We start from the raw sequence: 21,644 nt of genomic DNA on the forward strand, positions 1-21,644 counted from the left end.
CCCCACTTTAAGATGGTCCGGCGTTGTCGACGACGCGGACCGTCTTGATAACTCGGAAAGTCCTGTAAGTGCTTGATCTTGTTACGCTTCAATTCTGACCGCGCGTGCACACATCTGCAGGCCCTGCGACATTTAAAAAGACCGCGCCGATAGTCTGGCGCGGTCAGGTGTCCCGGATAGGGCATCAGGGAGGGTTCAAGCAGTTTCAGCCAGCACGGGCACGGATTTCACGCGGGGATAATCGTAAGCGCCGATTTTAGAGGTCGCATAGCCGCCGCCGACCAGACCCTCGGCCAGTTTCACCGCAGCACTTACCCCATCAATCACCGGCACCCCCGTCTTGGCCTGCAAGCGTTCGCAAAGCTCGGACATACCGGCGCAGCCCAGCACCACCGCCTCGGCCCCATCAATATCCCGCGCCGCCTCGATCTCGCGCACCAGACGCGCCTCGGCGGTGATCGGGTCGGATTCCAGCGCCAGCACCGGCATGTCCACTGCCCGTACATTCCGGCAGCGATGGCTCGCGCCATAGGCTTCGACCAGATCCTCAATGATGGGAACAGATCGGGGTAATGTGGTCACAATCGAAAACCTGGTCGCAATTGTCGTCGCCACCTGCACTGCTGCCTGACAAATTCCAATGACCGGTCCCCGCGCAATCTCGCGCGCGGCGGCCAATCCCGGATCATCAAAGCAGGCGATCACATAGGCATCGACACCAAGCGCCTCGCCGTCGCGGATCAGATTCAGCATGGCCGGCACGGAAAGCGCCTCATCCGCGTGGCCCTCGATACTGGCCGGGGTGCTGCTGGGATTCACGGCCGAAATCTCGGTCGCAGAAAACGCACAGCGCCGCGCACTTTCGCCGATCTGGGCCGTCATTGAGGCCGTGGAGTTGGGGTTGATCACCAGGATTTTCATGGCTCATACCCCGGCTTTCAGGCGGTGCTGCACCGATTCCAGCCCCGGCGATGGCATCACAAACTGCCGATCCGAGGTGATGTAATTATCCCCGTGCAGTCGGGCGATGGGCTGATAACGGTCTGGGTCGACATAGCGGCCCGCAGCATCCAGACAATCGCGCCGCACATGCATATGAACGACCTCGCCCAACACGATCACCCGGCGGTCATAGTCGATCAACCGCTCCACCCGGCACTCCATCGCGCAGGGGCTTTCCGCCACCCGCCGCGCGGCTACCTGATCGCAGGGAGCCGAGGTCAATCCCGCCAGCGAAATCTCATCCACATCCGACGCCACCGCCAGCCCGCAGACCAGCATCGCATCGGCAATCGCCATATCGACCATGTTGACCACAAACTCGCCGCTGCGCCGGATATTGCGCACGGTGTCCTTTTCCTGCCTATCTGCCTTGGTCTGAATGCCCAGAATCACAATCGCCGGATCATGCGAGAACACGTTGAAAAAGCTCATCGGGGCGGCGTTGTCTTGGCCGCTTTCCGACAGAGTGGACACCAGCGCGATGGGCCGGGGGCCGACAAAATTCGTCAGCAGGCGATAGCGATCCTGTGCTGTGATCTGGGTGAAATCAAAATCCATCGCGCGTTCCTGTCGGCTGATTGCAGGGGTGCGGACTCTTGTAGAATCCACCCGGAGTTTTAGCTTGTTGTGATAGACAATATTGTCTACATTTTTGTAGTCAACATCAACCTGCCGCATAGATTGACTTTTTGATGTAGGCAGCAAGTATGTCGGCTGAGCAAAGGAGCCTTCATGTATCACAGCAAAGAAACCGTGACGGGTCCGACGGCCGAGATCTGTGAGCGGATCTGGCTGTCTATCGCGGAAAAGCGGCTGCGGCCCGGTGCGCGTCTGAAAGAAGAGCAGTTGGCCGAGATTTTTGAGGTCAGCCGCGCGCGGGTGCGTCAGGCACTGTCGGTGTTGGAAAGCGATGGTTTGGTGACAATCGTGCCGAACCGCGGCGCGTTTGTGGCCGAGCCGGGGGTCGATGAGGCGCGGGATGTCTTTCACGTCCGCAAACAGATTGAGGCCCGTGTGGTCGAGCGTTTGATCGACCGCATCACCGATGCACAAATTCCGCAGCTGCAAACGCATCTGTTGCAAGAGCGTGAAGCGGACCAACGCGGCGACACTTCGGCCACCATTCGCCTGTCGGGTGGCTTTCATCTGTTGCTTGCAGAGCTGGCCGGGTCGGATTTCCTGTTCGGCATTCTGCGTGATTTGATCTCTCGCAGTTCGCTGATCACAGCGATGTACCGCTCACGTCATCTTCACAACTGCGGCCCGGATGAACACGCCGCCCTGATCGACCGCATCGCGGCCCGCGATAAGCCAGGTGCAACAGAGATCATGTTCAACCACCTTCAGCACGTCGAGGACGAACTGGATCTGACCGCGGAAGCCCCCACAACGCGAGATTTGCGCCAGGCACTGGTCTGAGTCGTCCGTTTCCGCCTAGTTTGGCATAGCTGCGACGCGATATTCTGCCTCGCGTGGGCATTGAAACCTACATCTTCGTCCCTGCGCGTCGTCTCAGACTGATCCCTCATGATTGGAGACTTCAGCTGTCAGATTCTGGCTTCGGCCGCAGTCCAATTTTCTTGTGCCAATTCAAAGACACAAATCGCGGTTCGCGCGCGCAAAACGCGCGGCAAATTGGCAAAATCGGTCATTTGCTGCGAGTAAGGGTTGAATGCGCGCCATTTATTCTTTCATTTAGGGCATCGGTTCTCCCGAAACGACGACAGGTCATTGCCGCCCCATTGAGAAGGGCCGTGGCGAAACCTGTCGTGAAAACAGTGCAGAAGCCCAAGAAAAGAGACGTCCGTCCAGTATGATCCAGCAGAACCTGATACTGATCCTGATTTTTCTGCCCTTCTTAGGGGCTTTTGCCGCATCAACGTTGTCGGTGAATGCCCACAATGCAGCGGCTTGGTTGTCGGGGGCGGTTCTGGTGGCAGGACTGATCGTCATGGCGGCGCTGTATCCGGCGATCGCCGACGACAAAGTACTTCGCAGCGTTCTGACGTGGGTTCCGGCGCTGAAGCTGAACCTGAGTTTTAGGATTGATGGCTTTTCCTGGCTATTTGTGACACTGGTGCTGGGGATCGGGCTGCTGGTGGTGCTTTACGCCCGCTACTATCTGTCAAAAAGTGATCCGGTGCCGCGGTTCTACTGTTTTTTGCTGGCCTTCACCGGGGCGATGGTGGGGATTCTGGTGTCGGGCAACATCATCATGCTGGTGGTGTTCTGGGAACTGACCAGCGTGATCTCGTTCCTGTTGATCGGATATTGGTATCACAATCCGGCGGCGCGCGACGGGGCACGTATGGCGCTGATCGTGACGGCCACGGGCGGGCTTTGCCTGCTGGCGGCCATGCTGATGCTGGGGCAGATTGTTGGCAGCTATGATCTGGACCGCGTTCTGGCATCAGGCGATGTGATCCGGGCGCATCCCTGGTATCTGGCGGTGCTGGGCCTGTTCCTGATCGGAGCCTTTACGAAATCGGCGCAGTTCCCGTTTCATTTCTGGCTGCCGAATGCGATGGCGGCGCCGACCCCGGTGTCGGCGTTTCTGCATTCTGCGACGATGGTGAAAGCAGGAGTGTTTCTGCTGGTGCGGTTTTCGCCTGCCTTGGGGGGTAGCGAGGCCTGGTTCTTCGCGGTCACGGGCACAGGCATGATCACGCTGATCGTTGGGGCTGTATTTGCGCTGTTCCGACACGATCTGAAGGGCTTACTTGCCTATTCCACCATCAGCCATCTGGGGTTGATCACAGCTTTGGCGGGCATTGGCAGCACCGGGGCCATCGTGGCGGCCATCTTCCACATCGCCAATCATGCTGTGTTCAAGGCCTCACTCTTCATGGCGGCAGGGATTATTGACCACGAAAGCGGCACCCGAGACATGCGCCGCCTCAGCGGCTTGATGCGGTTGATGCCCATCACCGGCACCTTGGCGATTGTCGCAGCGGCCTCGATGGCGGGAGTACCACTGCTGAACGGTTTTTTGTCGAAAGAGATGTTCTTTGCCGAGGCTGCAAGCTGGCATAATGGCTCTTGGCTGGACGATGCTTTGCCTTACCTCGCGACCTTTGCCAGCATTTTTGCGGTCGCCTATTCTATGCGCTTCATTGTGACGGTGTTCTTTGGCCCACCGCCGACCGACCTGCCGAAAACCCCGCATGAACCAACCGCATGGATGCGCCGCCCCGTGGAGTTGTTGGTGCTGATCTGTCTGGTGGTGGGGATCATCCCGGGCATCACCTTGGGCCCGGTGCTGAACATGGCGGCGCGCTCGGTTCTGGGGGCCGATACGCCCTATTTCAGCATCGCGGTCTGGCATGGCTTCAACACGCCGATGATCATGAGCCTGATCGCGCTGGCGCTGGGCACCGCACTCTATTTCCTGTGCGCAGCCCGCATATCAAAAGGGCCCGAGGGGCCACCGCTTCTGCACCGCATCCGGGCGCAGCGGATTTTCGAATGGCTGCTGTTGGCACTGAGTTGGAAATGGCCGCGTGTGGCGCACAGGTTCTTTGGCACGGAACGCTTGCAACCGCAGTTGCGGTTGATTGTGGTGCTGTCTTTTGCTGCGGCAGCCGTGACCTTGTGGGGCGGCATCAGCTTTATCCAGAAAACCGGAATGCCGACTTATGATCCGGCCTTTGCCTTGATGTGGGTGGTGGGTGGGGTCTGCGCCATCGGGGCGGCATGGCAGGCAAAGTATCACCGCTTCGCCTCGCTGACGCTGCTGGGGGGGGCAGGGGTGATCACTTGCCTCACATTCGCATGGTTCTCGGCTCCCGACCTGGCCGTTACCCAACTGCTTGTCGAAGTGGTGACGACCGTCTTGCTGCTTCTGGGTCTGCGCTGGCTGCCGAAACGGCGCGAAGAGATTGCCGCCGACAAACTTGCGCCCGCGCGCATTCGCCGCTTTTGGGATCTTGTCATCGCCGGGGTCTCAGGCCTTGGAATCGCAATCATTGCTTATGTGATGATGACCCGTCCGCTTGTACCCAACATTGGCGACTGGTTCTTGCGCAACGCCTATCACGAAGGCGGCGGCACCAACGTCGTGAATGTCATTCTGGTGGATTTCCGCGCCTTTGACACGTTTGGCGAAATCAGCGTTCTGGCGATTGTCGGCATTACCGTCTACGCGCTGCTGCGACGTTTCCGGCCCGGCGCGGAAAGTGCCGGATTGCCCGACGAGCAACTGGGCGAGGAAGCCGAGGCGCTGAAGGATTACCTGTTCGTGCCCTCGGTGATCATGCACTGGATGTTCCCGGTGATGATCGTGATGTCCGCCTATCTGTTCTTCCGTGGCCATGATCTACCCGGCGGCGGCTTTTCGGCGGGTGTCACTCTGGCGATTGCGCTTTTGCTGCAATATCTGGCGTCGAACGTGCGCTGGGTCGAAAGCCGGATCACCATTTTGCCGATCCGCTGGATGGGCTTGGGCCTGTTGATCTCGTGCGGCACGGGCATTGGAGCGTGGTTGTTCGGCTATCCATTCCTGACCGCACATGCCCAGTATCTTGACCTGCCGCTGATCGGCAAGGTTCCTGCCGCGACGGCCTTGCTGTTCGACATTGGCGTTTACGCCCTGGTCGTGGGGGCCACCGTGCTGATGCTGATCGCTATTGCCCACCAATCGCTGCGCTCGGCCCGGTTGCGGGCGCAGGATGACATTCCGGTTGAAAAGGAGGCCCTGTGATGGAGATTGTGCTGTCCATCGCCATCGGCGTCCTTGCGGCTTCGGGCATTTGGCTGCTGATGCGGCCCCGGACGTTTCAGGTGATCGTGGGGCTGTGCCTGTTATCTTATGCTGTCAATCTGTTCATCTTTTCGATGGGGCGGCTGACCGTTGGCGCGCCACCGATCATGCCGAAGGGCGGTTTTGTCGATGCCACAGCCTTTGCCGACCCCTTGCCGCAGGCGCTGGTTCTGACCGCCATCGTCATCAGCTTTGCCACAACGGCGCTGTTTCTGGTGGTGATGATCGCCTCACGCGGGATGACCGGGACCGACCATGTTGACGGGCAGGAACGCGAGCAATGACCATTCGTCCTGACCATCTGATGATCGCGCCAATCCTGATCCCCTTCATCGCAGGGGCGCTAATGCTGCTTTATGATGAAAGACAGCGGCGGGCGAAACTGGGGGTCGGCATTGCCTCGGCAGTGGCCCTGCTACTGGTTTCGATCGAACTTCTCAATCGCGCCAAGGGCAGCAACGGTCTTGGCCTGTATTTGCTGGGCGATTGGGCAGCGCCGTTCGGCATCATTCTAGTGCTGGATCGTTTGTCGGCGATGATGCTGATGCTCACAGCGTTGCTAGCAATACCGGCGCTGATCTATTCGGCGGCAGGATGGCACAAGCAGGGCCAGCATTTCCAATCGCTTTTCCAGTTTCTGCTGATGGGGTTGAACGGGGCGTTTCTGACCGGCGATCTGTTTAATCTGTTCGTGTTCTTTGAGGTGCTGCTTGCCGCTTCCTACGGGCTGCTTCTGCACGGCAGCGGCCAGTTGCGGGTGCGCGCCGGTCTGCATTACATCGCGGTGAACCTGACCGCATCCTTGCTGTTCCTGCTGGGCGTCAGCCTGATCTACGGTGTCACCGGCACGCTGAACATGGCACAGCTTTCCCTGATGATCCCACAACTGCCCGATGCTGACCGCCCGCTGCTTCATGCCGGGGCGGCGTTACTGGGGATTGCCTTTCTGATCAAGGCGGGGGTCTGGCCGATGTCGTTCTGGCTGTCGACGGCCTATATGGCGGGTGCGGCCCCGGTCGCCGCTATGTTTGCGATCATGACCAAAGTCGGCATCTATGTCGTCATGCGGCTGTCACTTTTGCTGTTCGGTGCGGATGCTGGCGCCTCGGCAGGCTTTGGGTCTGAGGTGCTTATCGCCGGGGGCATGGCGACGGTGGCATTCGGCCTGCTGGGCGTACTTGCGTCGCAAAGCGTGGGGCGGATGGCGGCGCATCTGGTGCTGATCTCGTCTGGCACCTTGCTGGCGGTGACGGGCTTTGCGCTGGCCGGGGCAGGCACGGCGATGCTGGCGGGCGCGCTTTACTATCTTGTCAGTTCAACCCTTGCGACCAGCGCGCTGTTCTTGTTGATCGAGCCGATGGGCCGCGAAGAAGGCGGCATCGCCGCCATGCTTGCGCTGACCGCCGATGCCTACGGTCTGGATGATGTCGAAGATGACGGAAGCCCCGAAGTCGGCTTTGCGATCCCCGGCACGCTGACCATTCTGGGCTTGTGCTTTGGCGCTTGCCTGCTGGTGCTGGCGGGCCTGCCGCCGCTGTCCGGTTTCATCGGCAAGTTTGCGATCCTTTCGGGCGCACTGGCCCAGCACAGCATCGCCTCTGGTCTGGTCTGGGCCTTCATGGCGCTTTTGCTGTTGTCGGGTCTGGCCACCTTGATCGGGATGATCCGCATCGGCATCCGCACCTTCTGGGCGACCGACAACGTGGCGCCAAAGGTTCTGGCGCTCGAGATTGCGCCGGTGATCCTGCTGGTCGGCATGATCCTGATGCTGACCTTCCAGGCCCAACATTCCATCCGCTATATGGAGGATACCGCCCGCGGCTTGCAAAACCCGGCCATCTACGTCGATGGCGTGATGAACGCGCCGCGCATCGCCGACCAACCGGAGGAGGCCGAATGAGACAGCTTTTCCCGCACCCTCTGCTGACGGTCGGACTTGTTGCAATGTGGCTGATGCTAACCCGGTTTTCGCTAGGCAACCTGCTGATTGGAACTGTCATTGCGCTGGTCGCCGGCTGGGCAATGGGTGCGCTACAGCCATCCCGCGTGCGGATCCGCCGCTGGGATCTGGTTCTGCGTTTGGCCGTTATTGTGCCTTGGGACATCCTGAAATCCAATGCAGCAGTGGCATGGTCGATCATGACCAATGGTCATGGCGGCACGCGCCAATCGGGCTTTGTCCGCATTCCCCTAACCCTTCGCAGTTCTGCCGGACTGGGCATGTTGTCGATCATCATCACCGCAACACCGGGCACGGCATGGCTTGAGCATGACCAAGACAGCGGATTGCTGCTCCTGCACGTGTTCGATCTGCGCGAAGGCAGCGATTGGACAGCCTTTATCCGCGACCGCTACGAAGCCCCTCTATTGGAGATTTTCAGATGAGCGCTACCCTTCTCGTCGCAGCGATCAGCTTTTCGCAGGTGCTTTTGGCTCTGGCAGGCTGCTTTGCCGGTTGGCGGATCCTGCGGGGGCCCCGCGCGCAAGACAGGGTGATGGCGCTTGACACACTTTATGTCACGGCAATGCTGCTGTTTCTGGTCACGGGAATGCGCACTGCCAGCGGATTTTTCTTCGAGGCCGCCATGGTGATCGGCCTGCTCGGCTTTGTTGCCACTGTCGCACTGGCCAAATTTCTGCTGCGCGGCGAGGTGATCGAATGACCCATCTGCAAATCGTTCCGCTGTGGCTGGCCGTACCCATCGCGGTACTGCTGGTGCTTGGCAGTTTTCTGACCCTGCTTGGCACCATCGGTCTTGCGCAACTGACCAGCTTTTACGAGCGGTTGCATGCGCCAACACTTGGCACCAGTTGGGGTATGGCCAGCATCGTGCTGTCCTCCATGCTGTTGTTCTCGTGGCTGGGTGGGCGCCTTGTCATGCACGAGGCCGTGCTGGCGATCTTCGTGATGATCACCACGCCTGTCACGCTAATGATGCTGGGCCGCGCGGCCCTGCATCGCGACCGCGCCGAGAAATCGCCGCACCTGCCTGACGTTGCCCTCAGAACGCTTGGCGGCGACGAAAACTCGCAATGACCTGCCACGGGATTTTTCCCCTCTCCATATGCGGGTTAGAGTCCGCCTCAGGGATGGGAACGCCAATAAAGGGAAGAGCAGATCATTGGCATCCTGCAGTAGCGTGAAATGGACTTGCCTGACTTTTGTGGAAAGCATTTAGCTCGTTTGCCGGGCCTTTCGCTCGAAGGCGATGGGGCTCTGGAAGCCGAGCGATGAATGTCGCCTGACGGGTTTATAGAAACCGTTGATGTATCTGGCGACAGCGTTTTCGGCCCGGGTGCGCGTCTGCCATGCGACCGGCCTGATGAGCGGGCCCACCCCGCGTCACCGTCATGATCGACCGCTAGATCGCTGAGCATTTGCCGAAACTGGCCAAGACCAATGCGGGCGACCAGGTGTCGATGCTGAAGAAGATGGTGGAACCGGCCCTGGGGCAACCGGCTGGTGGTCAAGAGCCTGGTGGCCGCGGGCTTCGCCATCCGGTCGCAGATCTTCTTGGACCTGCACCGGTTCTATTCCGGTCAGGTGCTCATGTTAGGCGGCCCTCTGTTCGAAGGCCACGGGGGATTTCCAGCCGAGGGCTGAGTGTCTACTTCGCGGGTTGTAGAAGCCGTTGATGTATTCGAAGAGGGCGATCTCGACCTCGCGACGGGTTTGCCAGTTGTGCCGCCATACCAGTTCGGCTTTCAGCGACTTGAAGAAGCTTTCGACGGAGGACCTCGCCATTGGGCTTGAACCGATGGCGCCCAATGGCGCGATCGTAGCAGTTGCCTTTCCCGCTCATTGAAACCTTGAACCCGTGCTCGTGCAGCAGCTTCTGATAGTCGTGGGCACAGTATTGCGACCCGCGGTCCGTGTGGTGAACGCAGCCTGGCGGTGGCCTGCGGATCGCGATGGCCATGTTCAGCTCCCGCAAGGCCAGATCCTGCTTAATGCGGTTGTCGATCGCCCAACCGACGACGCGGCGCGAAAACAGATCAATGATTACAGCCAGATAGACCCACCCCTCGCGCGTCCAGACATAGGTAATGTCGCCTGCCCACCTCTGGTTCGGCCCGCGCGCGGTAAAGTCCTGTTGCAGCAGATTCGGCGCGATGTCGAAGGCACGATCGCTGTCGGTGGTGCGCTTGAACTTTCGGCTTCGGATGACTTGGATGCCGTTCTGGCGCATCAGACGGCCCACCCGGCGCTGGCCGACGCGGATGCGGTGGCCTCGATCGAAGAGCCCTCGGGCATCCGCGTTTCGATGAAAAGTTCGGCCCGCGCCGAGGTCGGAAAGAACTGCTGCTGCACGAACGTCATGCCGAGGCCCGCCGCCCCCAAGGCGGCCAGCGTCAGCCCGATGGCAACCCAGCGATAGCGCAGGCTGGCCTCGACCCCGGCACGCAGAGCGCGGTAGAGGCGGCTGTCATAGCTGCCATGATGCGCGCCGGGCTTCGGCAGGGGCAGCAGCTTCAGCCCAAGATAGGGCGTCACGATCACCGCCACGACCCAGGAGACGATCAGCGCGATCCCCACGACCCAGAAGATATTGCCGGCATATTCTCCGCTGGTCGATTGTGCGAGGCCCACGGGCAGGAAGCCCGCGGCGGTCACCAGTGTGCCCGTTAGCATGGGAAAGGCGGTCGAGGACCAGGCGGCCGAGGCGGCGGCGATGCGGTCGTAGCCCTCTTCGATCTTCACCACCATCATCTCGACCGCGATGATGGCATCGTCGACCAGAAGCCCGAGCGCGATAATGAGCGCGCCCAGGGTGATGCGGTCGAAGTTCAGCCCCAGCGCCTGCATGATGACGAAGACCACGGCCAGCACGATGGGCACCGACAGGGCCACGACGATCCCGGTCCGCAGGCCCAGGGTCACGAAAGAGACGACCAGCACGATGACCAGGGCCTCGATGAAGGTCTGGATGAATTCGTGGAAGGCATCCTCCACGATGGCGGCCTGGTCGGCGGCCTGGGTCACCTCGACGCCGAGCGGCAGGTTGGCGCGGAAGGCCTCGACCTCGACGGCGAGCTTTTCGCCCAGGTGGACGACATTGGCGCCCTCGGCCATCTGCACGCCGACGGCCACGGCAGGCTTGCCGCGAAAGAAGGCGAGGTAGGAGGCCGGGTCCTCATATCCGCGCCGGATCGTGGCGATGTCGCCCAGCCGCAGGACCGTTCGCCCCGCCGCAATCGGCAGGGCGCGCAGGGACTCCAGGCTCGCCAGATCGCCCGTGACTCGGACTTGCACCTCGTCGGCCTCGGTCTGGAAGCTGCCCGCCGGGGTCATGGCGTTCTGCCGCGCGATGGCGTCGAAGATCACCTGCGGCGAGAGGCCCAAGGTCGCCAGCCGGTGATGGCTGATCTCGACGAAGATGCGCTCGGGGACATCGCCTATCAGGGCGACCTTGGCGGCATCCTCGACCGTCAAAAGCCGGGTGCGCAGGCGTTCGGCATAGGCCTTGAGCTCCGCCCGCCCCAGACCCTCGCCCGTGACCATGTAAATGGCCGAGAAGACATCGCCGAATTCGTCGTTGAAGAAGGGCCCGATCAGCCCTTGCGGCAGGCTGGGGCGCAGGTCACCCACCTTCTTGCGGATCTGATACCAGACCGCCTCGGTCTGACGCACATCGTCCTTCAGCTGGATCTGCAGCACCGTGGCCCCGGGGCGCGAGAAGGTGCGGATATAGTCCAGCTCCGGCAGCTCCTGGATGCGCTTTTCCATGGGTTCGGCGACCAGGTTCTGCATCTCTTCCGCCGTGGCGCCGGGCCAGACTGCCTGGACGACCATGGTCTTGATGGTGAAGGTCGGGTCCTCGGCGCGGCCCAGGTTGACATAGGCCAGGGTCCCGGCCAGCAGCGCCACTAGGATGGCAAAAAGCGTGACGGCCGGATTGGTGACCGACCAGAGCGAGAGGTTGAGGTTGCGCATCGGGCTCAGCTTTCGGGCGAGGCTGCGGTTTCGACCACGCGCACGGGCCGGGTCGGGTCGATCTTGGCGGCGCCAAGGCTGACCACGAAGTCACCCGTCGCCAGGCCACCCCGCACAAGGGCGCCTTGGCCCTCGATCGTCACCAACTCCACCGGCACGCGCTCGACCTGGGCGCCGCCCTGGGCCAGGCGCCAGACTGCAGCCCCCTGCCCGTCATTGACCACCGAGGCCAGCGGCAGGCGGGCCGCGGGCGTGCCGGGCGAGGTCAGCCGCACCGTGACCGTCCGCCCCAGCGCCGCTTGCGCATCGGGCGCCGCCAGCGTCATGCGGACTCGGTAGGTGCGCCCCACCGGATCGACATCGGGGGAGATGTCGCGGAAGGCAAGCGCGTAGTCCCCCCCGCCACCCCAAAGCTCGGCCCTGGCCACGGCGGTGTCCAAAAGCGCGCGGCTTTGTTCGGGCAGGGCAAAGACCACATCCCGCCCATCGCCTTCGGCCAGAGACAGAACGGCTTGCCCCGCCGCCACGACCTGCCCGGGTTCGGCCAAGGTTGCGGTCACGACGCCATCCGCCTCGGCCACCAGCTCCATATAGGAGAGCTGGTTTGCCGCGAGGTCCCGCATCTGCTGGGCCCGGTCGGCGCGGGATTGGGCCTCGGCCACGCCACTGGTGGCCCGGTCAAGCGCCGCCTGCGCCACATTGCCCTTGGCGAAAAGGTCGCGGCTGCGCGCCACATCGGCCCTGGCGCGCGACAGATCGGTGCGGGCGGCGGCAAGCTCTGCCTCGGCGGCATCCAGCTGCAGGTGCGCGTCCGCCTCGTCCAGCAGCGCGAGGACCTGACCCTTGGTGACACTGTCCCCCACATCGACCGCGCGTGCGATCAGCTTGCCCGCCAGCCTGAAGCCCAAGGGCACCTCATGCCGAGGGCGGATGGTGCCGGTGTACCTGACCGACAGATCCGCCGCCGCAAAGACCACGCTTGTGACCCGCACGGGCTGCGCGACACGGGCGGCAGTCGCCGCAAGGGGCTCCTGAACCGGCGCAAGCCTTTGCCAGGCCATGAAACCTGCCGTCCCAAGCGCCACCAGGCCCAAAAGTGCCCAGCCTGCCATGCCTGTCCTGCGCCTTGCCATGCGGGAGCCTCCTCAGGATTCATGCAATGTTAGAGCTTCTAACTTATGTTGGTCTCTCTAACATGGCAAGGGCCTTCCCGCAGGCCCGCATCTTTTCATCGTCGCCCCCAGGCCTTAGGGTGCAGATCGGCAAGCGTGAAGGAACCAGGGTGAAGACCTCCTACCACCACGGCGAGTTGCGGCAGGCGCTGATCTCTGCCGCGCGCATTCTGATGAACGAACGGCATGGAAATGACTTCAGCCTGTCGGATGCCTGCCGCCGGGCTGGCGTCTCCACGGCCGCTCCCTATCGCCATTTCGCCGACAAGACCGAAATCATCAACGAAGTCGTGGCCCAGGGTTTCACCGACATGACCAACCGCTTTCGGGAGGCGATCAAGCCGCTTGCGCCGGGCGACCCGCGGCGGATCATCGCCGTGGGTCAGGTTTATCTAGGCTTCGCAATGGCCGAGCCTGCGCTCTTCCGCATGATGTTCAGCCAGAGTTCCAACCTGTCCGAAGAAGATATCGTGACCACCCATGGCCGGGCCTGCTTTGCCTATGTCCTGCAAGAGGTCATCGACCACTGCGCCTTTCACGGCGTCGAGGGCAACGCGATGATGATTGCCGTGCAGCTGTGGACCCTGGTCCATGGCGCGGCAAGCCTGACGATCGATGGCGACTATGCCAAGGTCGCCCCCGAGGTCGATACGCAAGAGATGATGGCCAAGGGCGCCGAAAGGCTCCTGTTTCATTTGCCCAAACGCGGGGGCGCCACCGTCTAGGCTCAGCGCCCCCCAAAACCCTGAGTATCCGCCGTGAACCCCGGTGGATCAGCAACCAGTTCAGCCTGACCGACGCCCAGGCCTGGCTGCCGCGCAGACGGGTGCAGGATCGCGACCGTGATCTTCCGGCCCTGAAACTCCCCGTCGACCCACACGGAGCCTACGGCCGGGCACATACTTCTTCTTCGGGCCGAGCGAGACCGACAGAGCGGTCAACTGGACGATCTCACCGAACCACCGCAGAAGAACATCAAGAGCTGGCATGGCTTCCAACTCCGTGCGAAAGCATCCGCCAGATTCACCAGTGATCCGTTGGTCCTCGTCAACGCGGCTGATCCCAGATCGCCGCCAGCCCCAGACGTCAGACAGTCGTCGCAGCAGGATGCCCTGCGGACTATGCATGAAACCCCGTCACGCCCGGAGCGATCTGGTCCAGTGTCAGGGCGCCAAACCTGTGGTCGATCAAGGCCGCTGTGCCGTCGGAAGTTACCGAAGAAACGGTTCGTGCCCTTCATGCCAAGACTTGAGAACTGGCTATCGCCAACGATTTTTTGTCGCAAAAGCTCCAGCGCAGGATCGGCAAGTGAGGCGTTGGATGATCGAGAAGAACCACCCAAGCCTATGGTTTGGAGTGCAAAGCCGACTGCTGTCGATCTCGCGTTCATCGCTCTACTACAGGCCTTAAGGTAAGACGTTGATGAACCTCGACATCACGCTGATGATCGACAAGCCATTTCCGGAAACCTCATTTTATGGCGTGCGGCAGATGACGTGGCGTTTGCAGAACGAGGGCCACGCCGTGAACCAGAAGCGCCTCCTGCGGCTGATGCCGATCTATCAACGGCCCGAGACTAGCCCACTTGCGAAGGGGCACAAAACCTATCCCTATCTCCGAGGCGAGTTTCGGATCGAACGGCCCAATCACGTCAGGTGACATCACCTACCTACTGATGCGCCGCGGCTTTCTCTATTTGGTCGCCGTCATTGACTGGCAACCTGCTCGCTTCGCAACTGCATGGCGTTTAGTTTCAGATCATCGCTCATTTTGTTAGACGGTAGTACGGAAGTGCCGCTCGCGTCCGTAAAGTGATACCAGCAGCAGAATGATTGCGCCGAAAGCCGCTTGTACGGAAGCAGGAGAGAAATTCAATCCGATGAGAAGTGTGTTGATCTCGGTCAGTACAAGGACCCCTGCGATTGTGCCAATGAAACTACCACGACCTCCGACCAATGTTGTGCCACCAACCACAACTGCAGCTATGGTTTGGAACAGATAGGGTTGGCCGACATCGCCGTAGGCAGAACCGGTAAAGCCTAGCAGAAGCACGCCTGCCAAAGCAGCAAACACTGCAGATGCGGCGAAAGTGACAGTCCATATGCTCAGTGGGTTGATCAGCGCATAGGGTGCGGCACCAGGATTTGCGCCAAGTGCATAAAGCCTGCGGCCGTAGGGCGTACGTTCCAGCACTAAGACAACCACGACGGTCAGGATCAACAGCGCCGGAATCAGCGCAGGCACAGGCAGGGGGCCGAAGGTGCCCCCGATCGAGACAAAATTTGACACTGACTTCGGCGCAGAGCCAGACGGAAAACCCTTGGTCCAGATCAGCACAAGCCCCTGCACAATCATTCCAATGCCAAGTGTGACGATCAGTGGATGCAGGTTCAGCGCCCGGGATAGTGCGCCGTTAAATGCGCCAATCAATACTGCCAAGCCGAAGACCACCACGCAAACCAACCCGAAATGCCAGCCCTGCCCGTAAAGCTGGGCGGCAACAACATTGGCGAACCCCATCACGAACGGGATCGACAGGTCAATTCCACCAAGGATTACCACAAGTGTCTGGCCGATGGACGCCACCGCTAACAGGCTTGCGATCACCAACATGGCGCGGATGGCAAACGGCGCGGAATAGCCGGGGATCAGCGCGGTGCCGATGCCATGCAGCACCAGCGCCACGGCGAAGGCGCCCAGCACACGGGCCTTGATGCTATCGAGGTTCAGGGTCATGCGTGGCTCCGTTTGGCGCTGCGGTCTTGCAAGGCTATCAGCACCACGGCCACGACAAGGATCGTGCCATAGGCAACCTGCAACACATAGGTTGAGACGTTGAAGGCTGTCAGCAGGCTTTGCAGCAGGAAAATATCCACCGCCCCGATCGCCGCCCCCAGCAAGCCACCCCGCCCCCCGGCAAGGCTGACGCCGCCCAGTGCAACGGCAGCAATCGCAATCAGGGTGTAGTTCGCACCCACCTTGGGGTCAGCCGAGCCGATCAATGCGGTCAGCATCATGCCTGCCGCCCCCGCCAGAAGACCCGTCAGCACATAGGCCAGAAACCGCACCAGCGTGACGGGCACGCCTGCCGTGTAAGCCGCGCGATCATCGCTGCCCACCGCCATCAACTGCCCATGAAACGGCGTGCGGCACAAAGCCCACCACAGCGCTGCGATGATGCCCAAGGGCAGAAAGCTCCACGCGCCTGCCATGGCTTTCAGCCAATCGGGGGCGGGGCCGATAGGGGCTGGCAGGATGGTCAGCGTCAGCCCGCCAAGGATCAGATAGGTGCCCAAGGTGGCCACAATCGGCTGCACCCGCACCACGGTGGCCATAAAGCCGTTGAACGCACCGATGGCCGCCCCCAACAGCAATGCAGCAGGCCACAGGATATAGGGCGAAGCGATTCCGCTATCCAAATACAGAACCTTAATCACCACCGCGCTGACCAGCCCCATCACTGGGCCAACCGAAATATCAATGCCACCACGCCCAGCCAGAATGACCGGAGTCGATGCCAGTGCTGCGCCGATCAGCGGGGCAGCCAATCCCAACAGCGTTCCCCAGTTGCCCGGCATGAAACGCGTAGGGTTCATCAAGAGATTGGCGATCAGCAGCACCACAAGGATGCCAATGGCAAAGCCATAACGGCCAAATCTGCGGCTCATGCTGCCCTTCCAAACATTGCGGCAATAACGCTGTCTGTGCGCATCGCATCGCCTGACATTTCCCCCGCGAGGGCGTGATCGCGGAACACCAGCACACGATGGCACAGCACAAGGATTTCCTCGATTTCCGATGAAAGGATCACCAGCGCCATGCCTTCGGCGGCAAGCTCGCGGAACAGATCATAAAGCACCAGACGAGTTGCCACATCGACACCGCGCGTGGGGTCGTTCAGCAAAAGCACCTTCGGATCTCGGGCCAACGCCCGCGCCAGCAATACTTTCTGCTGATTGCCACCCGACAGCGCAGTAATCGGCGCCTCCGGGCTTGGAGCCGTGATCTTTAGCCGGTCTTTCCAGTATTCATAGCGCGCGCGACGCGCCTTCGCGCTGATCAGCGGACCTCTGCGATCAACCCCCGGCGTGGCGATAGCGAAATTATCAAGGATCGAAAGGTCAGGGAAAATCCCGGTGGAGCGGCGGTCGCGCGGCACATAAACCACCGCATTGCGCTCGGCATCGCGGAAGCTGCTAATCCGGTTGCCTTGCAGATCGACAGCCCCCTGATTGCGCTCTAACCCTGCCAGACTGCGCAGGAATACGTCTTGACCGTGGCCATCAAGGCCCGCAAGACCGACAATCTCGCCGTCCTTGATATGGGCGCTGATGGGGGCGGCACCGGACTGCAGATGCAGGTCTCGTATGGTCAGGGACAAGCTATCCATGCTGGGCCTCCAGCTGTTGCGCCTTCTGCGGTGCCATCAGGTGCAGCAGTTGCGACGGGGTTGAGGCATCGCGGGTCTGCGTAGTAACGACACGACCCGAGCGCAGCACGGAAATGTCGTCAGACAGCGCCATAACCTCATCCATGCGGTGCGTGATGAACAGGATCAGGCAGCCGGCAGCGGCGCGGGCGCGCATGAAGGCAAACACAGATTCACGGTCGGCAAAATCGAGAGCAGCTGTGATCTCATCCAGAATAAGTACCCGTGGCTCACGCGCGACGGCGCGGGCCAAAACCACGAGTTGCTGTGCCGCCAGCGGCAGAGATCCAGCGGCGGCGTCAAGGTCGATCGGGGTGCGGGCAAAGCGCGACAGCACCTCCGCCGCGCGGTCTCGGCGTTCGAGGCGCGGAATACGGCGGATGAACAGGCCATCAAGACCAAGCAGAATGTTATCCGTCACCGAGCGATCCGGCGCTATCAGCACCTCTTGAAATGCGGTGGCAAAGCCTGCGGCCTGAAAAGTGGCAGGGCTGCGTGCGATGACGGGCTGATCGTCAAAACTGATTGCACCTGCATCGGGCAGCACAATGCCCGACAACAGTTTGACCAGCGTGCTTTTGCCCGAGCCGTTTTCGCCCAGAATAGTATGGACGGTCCCCGCCCTAAAAAAAATGGTTGCCTGATCCAGCGCCACGGTCTCGCCATAGCGTTTGGACAGGCCGGTGATCGCCAGCATTGCAGTCTCCCGCAGGGTGGGTGCCGCGCCCATCGGGGCGCGGCTTTTCAGGCTTACTTCGCGCAGGCCGCAGGCACGGCAGCGTAGTCCCAGCCGGGGCTTGCGGCAGGGTTTGAGAAATAGGCGTCCATATCGGCCTCGGACACTGGGTCAGTCGGCGGAACGGGGAAAACGGAAACCGCATCCGGCGTCATGCAATCCTGATACCAGCCCGCAAGATCGGCCTCGTGCACCGGCGGCAGTGGTATCAGCAGGGTGTTCAGCACAGGCTTCTGGCCCTCCATGATGCGACCCGCAACGCGGAACAGAGTCTGCGCTGTCCAGCCCGGCAGCACGGCATGGCCTTCAAAGCGATAGCCTTCGGGATTAGCTTTCCAATATCCCAGCGCATCACCCGTGATCGAGCCTGTGATCAGTGGCACCGGGCGACCGGCCTCAGCAAAGGCTTCCGCAATCACGCGAGATTCGGAGCCGGCAGACCACACCGCGTCAATCGGGGCTGGGTTTGTTGCCAGCGTTTGCAGCACGACGGTTTTGGTGACATTCGCCGTCCAGTCGCCATTGACCACACGCGCGGTTTTCAGTTTGGGATAAAGCGCCATCGCCGCGTCGCCGCCTGCGCGTTCCTGCGCGACAATCGGATGGCCCGCGATACCTTCGACGATCAGCACATTGCCACCCTCGGGCAGCGCCTTGCCGATGGCATCCATCATCTCATAGCCCCAGCGCTGATAGTTGCTGTCGACGTTGACAGCGGAAGGTGCCGTAACGGAACCCGCAGCGGTGATGAACGGAATGCCTGCGGCGGATGCCGCCGCGACAGCCTCGTCCAGCCCGGTAGCCGAGCCCGGGATCGAGGTGATAACACCACAGCCCTTGTCGATGAAGGCGCGGATCTGGTTGATCTGCTGGCCAACATCGCCGTTAGAGTCCGACACTTCAAAGTCCGACACTACACCCAGCGCGATCATGCCATCAACCAGCCGCTTCAACTCGGTGGTCACGGAAACCCGCCACGGATTGCCCTGATAGCTTTCGGAGTGGCACCACTTGTAGGGTTTCGCCTTGGGCGTGAAATCTGCCAGTGGCCCTGCGGTGATGTTTTGCGGAGCACCTTCGTATTGCGCGCGCAACGCTTCGGGCAGCGCGGCGATGGTCTCTTCCACTGTCGCAGCAAAAGCGGGCAGTGCCGTCGTCAGCGCGGTTGCGGCCATCAGGCCGCAGATCAGGTTCTTCATTGGGTTCCTCCTCCCTATTGCCCCGGCAGGTGTCACCGGGGGTCGATGTCGTGTCAGAAACTCTCCCGGAACAATCGGTTGATATCGTCGATCACAGGACCCGCCGCTTCCTTCGCCGCCAGTCCGGCTGTAATCCGTAGTGCGGCAGCCTCTTGCAGCGCCATGTAGCCGTTGTGGCGTGGGCGCACCCACGCTCCCTCAAGCGTCGCCCGGGTGGCACGGTAAAAGTCCGATGTCGCTGCATTAACTGCTGCATCTTCCCAAGCGGCAGCATGGCCCGGCTGGCCGCCCGCTGCAGCAAACGGGCCGCGCTGCACATCGCCACTGGCTATCCAATACGCAAAGTCGATGGCGGCATCTTTCGCACCAGAAAACGCCGAAACCGCGATGCCGGTGCCGCCCAGCGCCGAGCCGACAGGACCGTTGCCACCTGCAACGGGCATATCGGCAAAACGGATAAGGTTGGGCCGAAAGCCCGGGATGGCATAGTTAACATAGCCATAGATCAGCGGTGCACAGGCGATCTGCGATCTTGGCTTGGCCATTTCCTCGAACACCGCAATCGGGTCCCAACCCACACAGGCCGGGTCGACCAGATCGGCCAGTTCTCGCAGCATCGCCCACACCAGCGCCCCGACGGCAGGGTCAATCAGCGTATCGCCTTCCACCTTGCAAGGTGCGTCCATATTGCCTGTCATCGTAAACAGCGACATCAGCGAATGTGGCGGTCGGAGTGGCAGCAGCACCCGGCCTTGCTTGGCAAGCGCCACAATCTCGGCCCAGCTCGTCGGTGCTGTCTCCAGCAGATCGGGCCGCCATGCCAGCACCTGCGTGGCAGCATCAATCGGGAACGCCCATTGCTGACCACGCCAGAAATAACTGGGATAGCTTTGCCCAACCGACCCTGCGGCAAGCGCTGCCCGTTCAACCTCGCGCCCCGGCCCATCCAGTGGCGCAAGGCAGCCCTCATCGGTAATCTGGCCAACATGGGGATGGTCGATGACGATCAGATCATAGGCCCGCGCCAATTCCTCGACCGGAAAGCTTTCGAAATCCTGCAACGAGCGCTTGTCCCACTCGATCTGGACGCCAGTCTTTTCCGCCCAGATCGTCGAGCAGGCCACCATCGGATCAAATCCACGCGGATGGCTCCACGTCATGCCTTTAAGGCGGGTCACAGGTTGAACTCCTTGCGAATGGCGGCAGAGTGCGCGCCGATCAAAGGCGCGGCTGCGGTGTTCACGGGGCGATGCCCGTTCAGACGCAGCGGCAGACGGGTGGTTTCAATCGAAACACCATCGGCGCGGGTCACGGTTTGCAACATGTCCAGGGTCTGAAAGCCTTCCGAGGCCAGCAGCGCGGGCCAATCCAACACCCGCGCGCACCAGATATCCGCGGGTTCCAATACGGCAAGCCATTCGTCAATCGAGCGGGTGGCGACCTTGTCCGCAATCAGGCGCTTTATCGCATCGCGCTGGGTAAAGCTGAGTTTCGGATCATCACGGTAAGGCGCCAGCGTGTCGATCCGCATCAGATCCGCCAGCTTTGGCAGTGGCGTCATCGCGATGGCCAGCCAGCCATCGGTGGCCTGATACACGCCGTAAGGCGCAGACAGATAGGCATGGGCGCTGCGGAAATCCGACCGTTTCGGCAAGCGGCGGCCATCGTTCAGATGGGTGGTCAGCACCTCGAACTGAAAGTCGATCAATGCCTCCATCAGGCTGGTCTGCACATGCATGCCTTGGTTTGAAATCCCGCGTCGCACGAGGCCCGCAAGGATGCCCTGACAGCAGGCTGCCCCCGCCAGCATATCAGCAATCGCCAGACCAAACGGCACCGGGCCTTGGTCTTCATCGCCGTTCAGCCACATCACCCCCGAGCGCGCCTGCGCAAGCAGGTCTTGGCCTGGCCGCGCGACCCACGGCCCTTCATCGCCGTAACCGCTGATCGAGGCATAGACGAGACGCGGATTGATCGCCTTGACCGCGTCGTAATCGAAGCCAAGCCGTTCGATCACACCTGGACGGAAGTTCTGGATCAGCACATCGGCGCTGGTGATCAACTTGCGCAAGGCGGCTAGATCGGCGGGGTTCTTCAGGTCAATTGCAAGGCTTTCCTTGCCGCGATTGATGGCATGGAAAATCGTCGAATCGCCGCCAATCTCGGTATCCGACAGATACAGTCTGCGCGACAGATCGCCGCCATCCGGCCGTTCGATCTTGATCACCCGCGCGCCCATGTCAGCCAAACGCAACGAGCAATAGGGTCCGGACAGAAACTGGCTCATGTCCAGCACGATCAACCCGTCAAGCGGCAGAATGGCCTCGGTCTGTGTCACGTCGCTCTCTCCCCGGCGCAATGTGCGCCGCCTTCGTCATGCCGCAATGCAGCACAATCTTTCGTTGGTAAATT

Annotated in this window: 20 protein-coding genes and 1 pseudogene; 9 read left to right on the forward strand and 12 right to left on the reverse strand. The window is 61.2% G+C overall.

Going from position 1 to position 21,644, the window contains the following annotated elements; translation table 11 throughout:
- Nucleotides 1-195: 195 nt before the first annotated feature.
- On the reverse strand, nucleotides 196-921 hold the full coding sequence (locus ACFOGH_RS19465; protein WP_380074839.1) for an aspartate/glutamate racemase family protein: 726 nt from the start codon (nucleotides 919-921) through the stop codon (nucleotides 196-198).
- Nucleotides 922-924: 3 nt separating this feature from the next.
- Nucleotides 925-1,560: a flavin reductase family protein gene (locus ACFOGH_RS19470; RefSeq protein ID WP_380074840.1), complete on the reverse strand. Its 636-nt coding sequence runs from the start codon at nucleotides 1,558-1,560 to the stop codon at nucleotides 925-927.
- Nucleotides 1,561-1,734: 174 nt separating this feature from the next.
- Here ACFOGH_RS19470 and ACFOGH_RS19475 point away from each other — a divergent pair, with 174 nt between their 5' ends.
- The 7 genes from ACFOGH_RS19475 (at nucleotide 1,735) to mnhG (ending at nucleotide 8,798) form a co-directional block, all read left to right on the forward strand.
- A complete protein-coding gene (locus ACFOGH_RS19475) occupies nucleotides 1,735-2,421 on the forward strand; it encodes a GntR family transcriptional regulator (RefSeq protein ID WP_380074841.1) in 687 nt (228 codons plus the stop codon).
- A 394-nt stretch (nucleotides 2,422-2,815) separates the two neighbouring features.
- Nucleotides 2,816-5,701: a monovalent cation/H+ antiporter subunit A gene (locus tag ACFOGH_RS19480; RefSeq protein WP_380074842.1), complete on the forward strand. Its 2,886-nt coding sequence runs from the start codon at nucleotides 2,816-2,818 to the stop codon at nucleotides 5,699-5,701.
- On the forward strand, nucleotides 5,701-6,045 hold the full coding sequence (locus ACFOGH_RS19485) for a Na+/H+ antiporter subunit C (RefSeq protein WP_380074843.1): 345 nt from the start codon (nucleotides 5,701-5,703) through the stop codon (nucleotides 6,043-6,045). The genes ACFOGH_RS19480 and ACFOGH_RS19485 overlap by 1 nt, the downstream gene beginning before the upstream one ends.
- Nucleotides 6,042-7,661, forward strand: a complete 1,620-nt coding sequence (locus ACFOGH_RS19490) for a monovalent cation/H+ antiporter subunit D (RefSeq protein WP_380074844.1) — start codon at nucleotides 6,042-6,044, stop codon at nucleotides 7,659-7,661. The genes ACFOGH_RS19485 and ACFOGH_RS19490 overlap by 4 nt, the downstream gene beginning before the upstream one ends.
- On the forward strand, nucleotides 7,658-8,146 hold the full coding sequence (locus tag ACFOGH_RS19495; RefSeq protein ID WP_380074845.1) for a Na+/H+ antiporter subunit E: 489 nt from the start codon (nucleotides 7,658-7,660) through the stop codon (nucleotides 8,144-8,146). The genes ACFOGH_RS19490 and ACFOGH_RS19495 overlap by 4 nt, the downstream gene beginning before the upstream one ends.
- Nucleotides 8,143-8,424 (forward strand): K+/H+ antiporter subunit F, encoded by a 282-nt coding sequence (locus tag ACFOGH_RS19500; RefSeq protein ID WP_380074846.1) that lies wholly within the window; start codon nucleotides 8,143-8,145, stop codon nucleotides 8,422-8,424. The genes ACFOGH_RS19495 and ACFOGH_RS19500 overlap by 4 nt, the downstream gene beginning before the upstream one ends.
- A complete protein-coding gene (gene mnhG, locus ACFOGH_RS19505; RefSeq protein ID WP_380074847.1) occupies nucleotides 8,421-8,798 on the forward strand; it encodes a monovalent cation/H(+) antiporter subunit G in 378 nt (125 codons plus the stop codon). Before ACFOGH_RS19500 ends, mnhG begins: the two co-directional genes overlap by 4 nt.
- A 516-nt stretch (nucleotides 8,799-9,314) precedes the next feature.
- On the opposite strand, the pseudogene ACFOGH_RS19510 reads toward mnhG, so the two are convergent.
- The 3 genes and pseudogenes from ACFOGH_RS19510 to ACFOGH_RS19520 all read right to left on the reverse strand — a co-directional run.
- A pseudogene (locus ACFOGH_RS19510) lies at nucleotides 9,315-9,984 on the reverse strand (IS3 family transposase); the annotation flags it as partial.
- A complete protein-coding gene (locus ACFOGH_RS19515) occupies nucleotides 9,951-11,696 on the reverse strand; it encodes an efflux RND transporter permease subunit (RefSeq protein WP_380074848.1) in 1,746 nt (581 codons plus the stop codon). The pseudogene ACFOGH_RS19510 and the gene ACFOGH_RS19515, both read right to left, overlap by 34 nt.
- A 5-nt stretch (nucleotides 11,697-11,701) precedes the next feature.
- Nucleotides 11,702-12,829 (reverse strand): efflux RND transporter periplasmic adaptor subunit, encoded by a 1,128-nt coding sequence (locus ACFOGH_RS19520; RefSeq protein ID WP_380074849.1) that lies wholly within the window; start codon nucleotides 12,827-12,829, stop codon nucleotides 11,702-11,704.
- A 149-nt stretch (nucleotides 12,830-12,978) separates the two neighbouring features.
- Here ACFOGH_RS19520 and ACFOGH_RS19525 point away from each other — a divergent pair, with 149 nt between their 5' ends.
- Nucleotides 12,979-13,593, forward strand: coding sequence for a TetR/AcrR family transcriptional regulator (locus tag ACFOGH_RS19525; RefSeq protein WP_380074850.1), 615 nt, complete (start codon nucleotides 12,979-12,981; stop codon nucleotides 13,591-13,593).
- A 697-nt stretch (nucleotides 13,594-14,290) separates the two neighbouring features.
- A complete protein-coding gene (locus ACFOGH_RS19530) occupies nucleotides 14,291-14,527 on the forward strand; it encodes a hypothetical protein (RefSeq protein WP_380074851.1) in 237 nt (78 codons plus the stop codon).
- Nucleotides 14,528-14,641: 114 nt separating this feature from the next.
- On the opposite strand, the gene ACFOGH_RS19535 is transcribed toward ACFOGH_RS19530, so the two are convergent.
- The 7 genes from ACFOGH_RS19535 to ACFOGH_RS19565 are packed head-to-tail and all read right to left on the reverse strand — an operon-like array spanning nucleotide 14,642 to nucleotide 21,570.
- Complete coding sequence (locus ACFOGH_RS19535) at nucleotides 14,642-15,604, reverse strand: ABC transporter permease (RefSeq protein WP_380074852.1); 963 nt, start codon at nucleotides 15,602-15,604, stop codon at nucleotides 14,642-14,644.
- Nucleotides 15,601-16,536, reverse strand: coding sequence for an ABC transporter permease (locus tag ACFOGH_RS19540; RefSeq protein ID WP_380074853.1), 936 nt, complete (start codon nucleotides 16,534-16,536; stop codon nucleotides 15,601-15,603). Before ACFOGH_RS19540 ends, ACFOGH_RS19535 begins: the two co-directional genes overlap by 4 nt.
- Entirely contained in the window at nucleotides 16,533-17,258 is a 726-nt protein-coding gene (locus ACFOGH_RS19545) for an ATP-binding cassette domain-containing protein (RefSeq protein ID WP_380074855.1), read from the reverse strand. The genes ACFOGH_RS19540 and ACFOGH_RS19545 overlap by 4 nt, the downstream gene beginning before the upstream one ends.
- The gene (locus tag ACFOGH_RS19550) at nucleotides 17,251-17,994 is read right to left on the reverse strand and encodes an ATP-binding cassette domain-containing protein (RefSeq protein ID WP_380074856.1); all 744 of its coding nucleotides are present in this window, start codon (nucleotides 17,992-17,994) and stop codon (nucleotides 17,251-17,253) included. Before ACFOGH_RS19550 ends, ACFOGH_RS19545 begins: the two co-directional genes overlap by 8 nt.
- 53 nt (nucleotides 17,995-18,047) lie before the next feature.
- Nucleotides 18,048-19,232 carry a substrate-binding domain-containing protein gene (locus ACFOGH_RS19555; protein ID WP_380074857.1) on the reverse strand — a complete coding sequence of 395 codons (1,185 nt, stop codon included), beginning with the start codon at nucleotides 19,230-19,232 and terminating at the stop codon, nucleotides 18,048-18,050.
- 53 nt (nucleotides 19,233-19,285) lie between these two features.
- Nucleotides 19,286-20,410 carry an extracellular solute-binding protein gene (locus ACFOGH_RS19560; RefSeq protein ID WP_380074858.1) on the reverse strand — a complete coding sequence of 375 codons (1,125 nt, stop codon included), beginning with the start codon at nucleotides 20,408-20,410 and terminating at the stop codon, nucleotides 19,286-19,288.
- Nucleotides 20,407-21,570, reverse strand: a complete 1,164-nt coding sequence (locus ACFOGH_RS19565; protein ID WP_380074859.1) for a CaiB/BaiF CoA transferase family protein — start codon at nucleotides 21,568-21,570, stop codon at nucleotides 20,407-20,409. Before ACFOGH_RS19565 ends, ACFOGH_RS19560 begins: the two co-directional genes overlap by 4 nt.
- Between the last annotated feature and the right edge of the window lie 74 nt (nucleotides 21,571-21,644).

The organism is Cypionkella sinensis (genome assembly GCF_042646385.1).
In the GTDB taxonomy this organism is placed as follows: domain Bacteria; phylum Pseudomonadota; class Alphaproteobacteria; order Rhodobacterales; family Rhodobacteraceae; genus Cypionkella; species Cypionkella sinensis.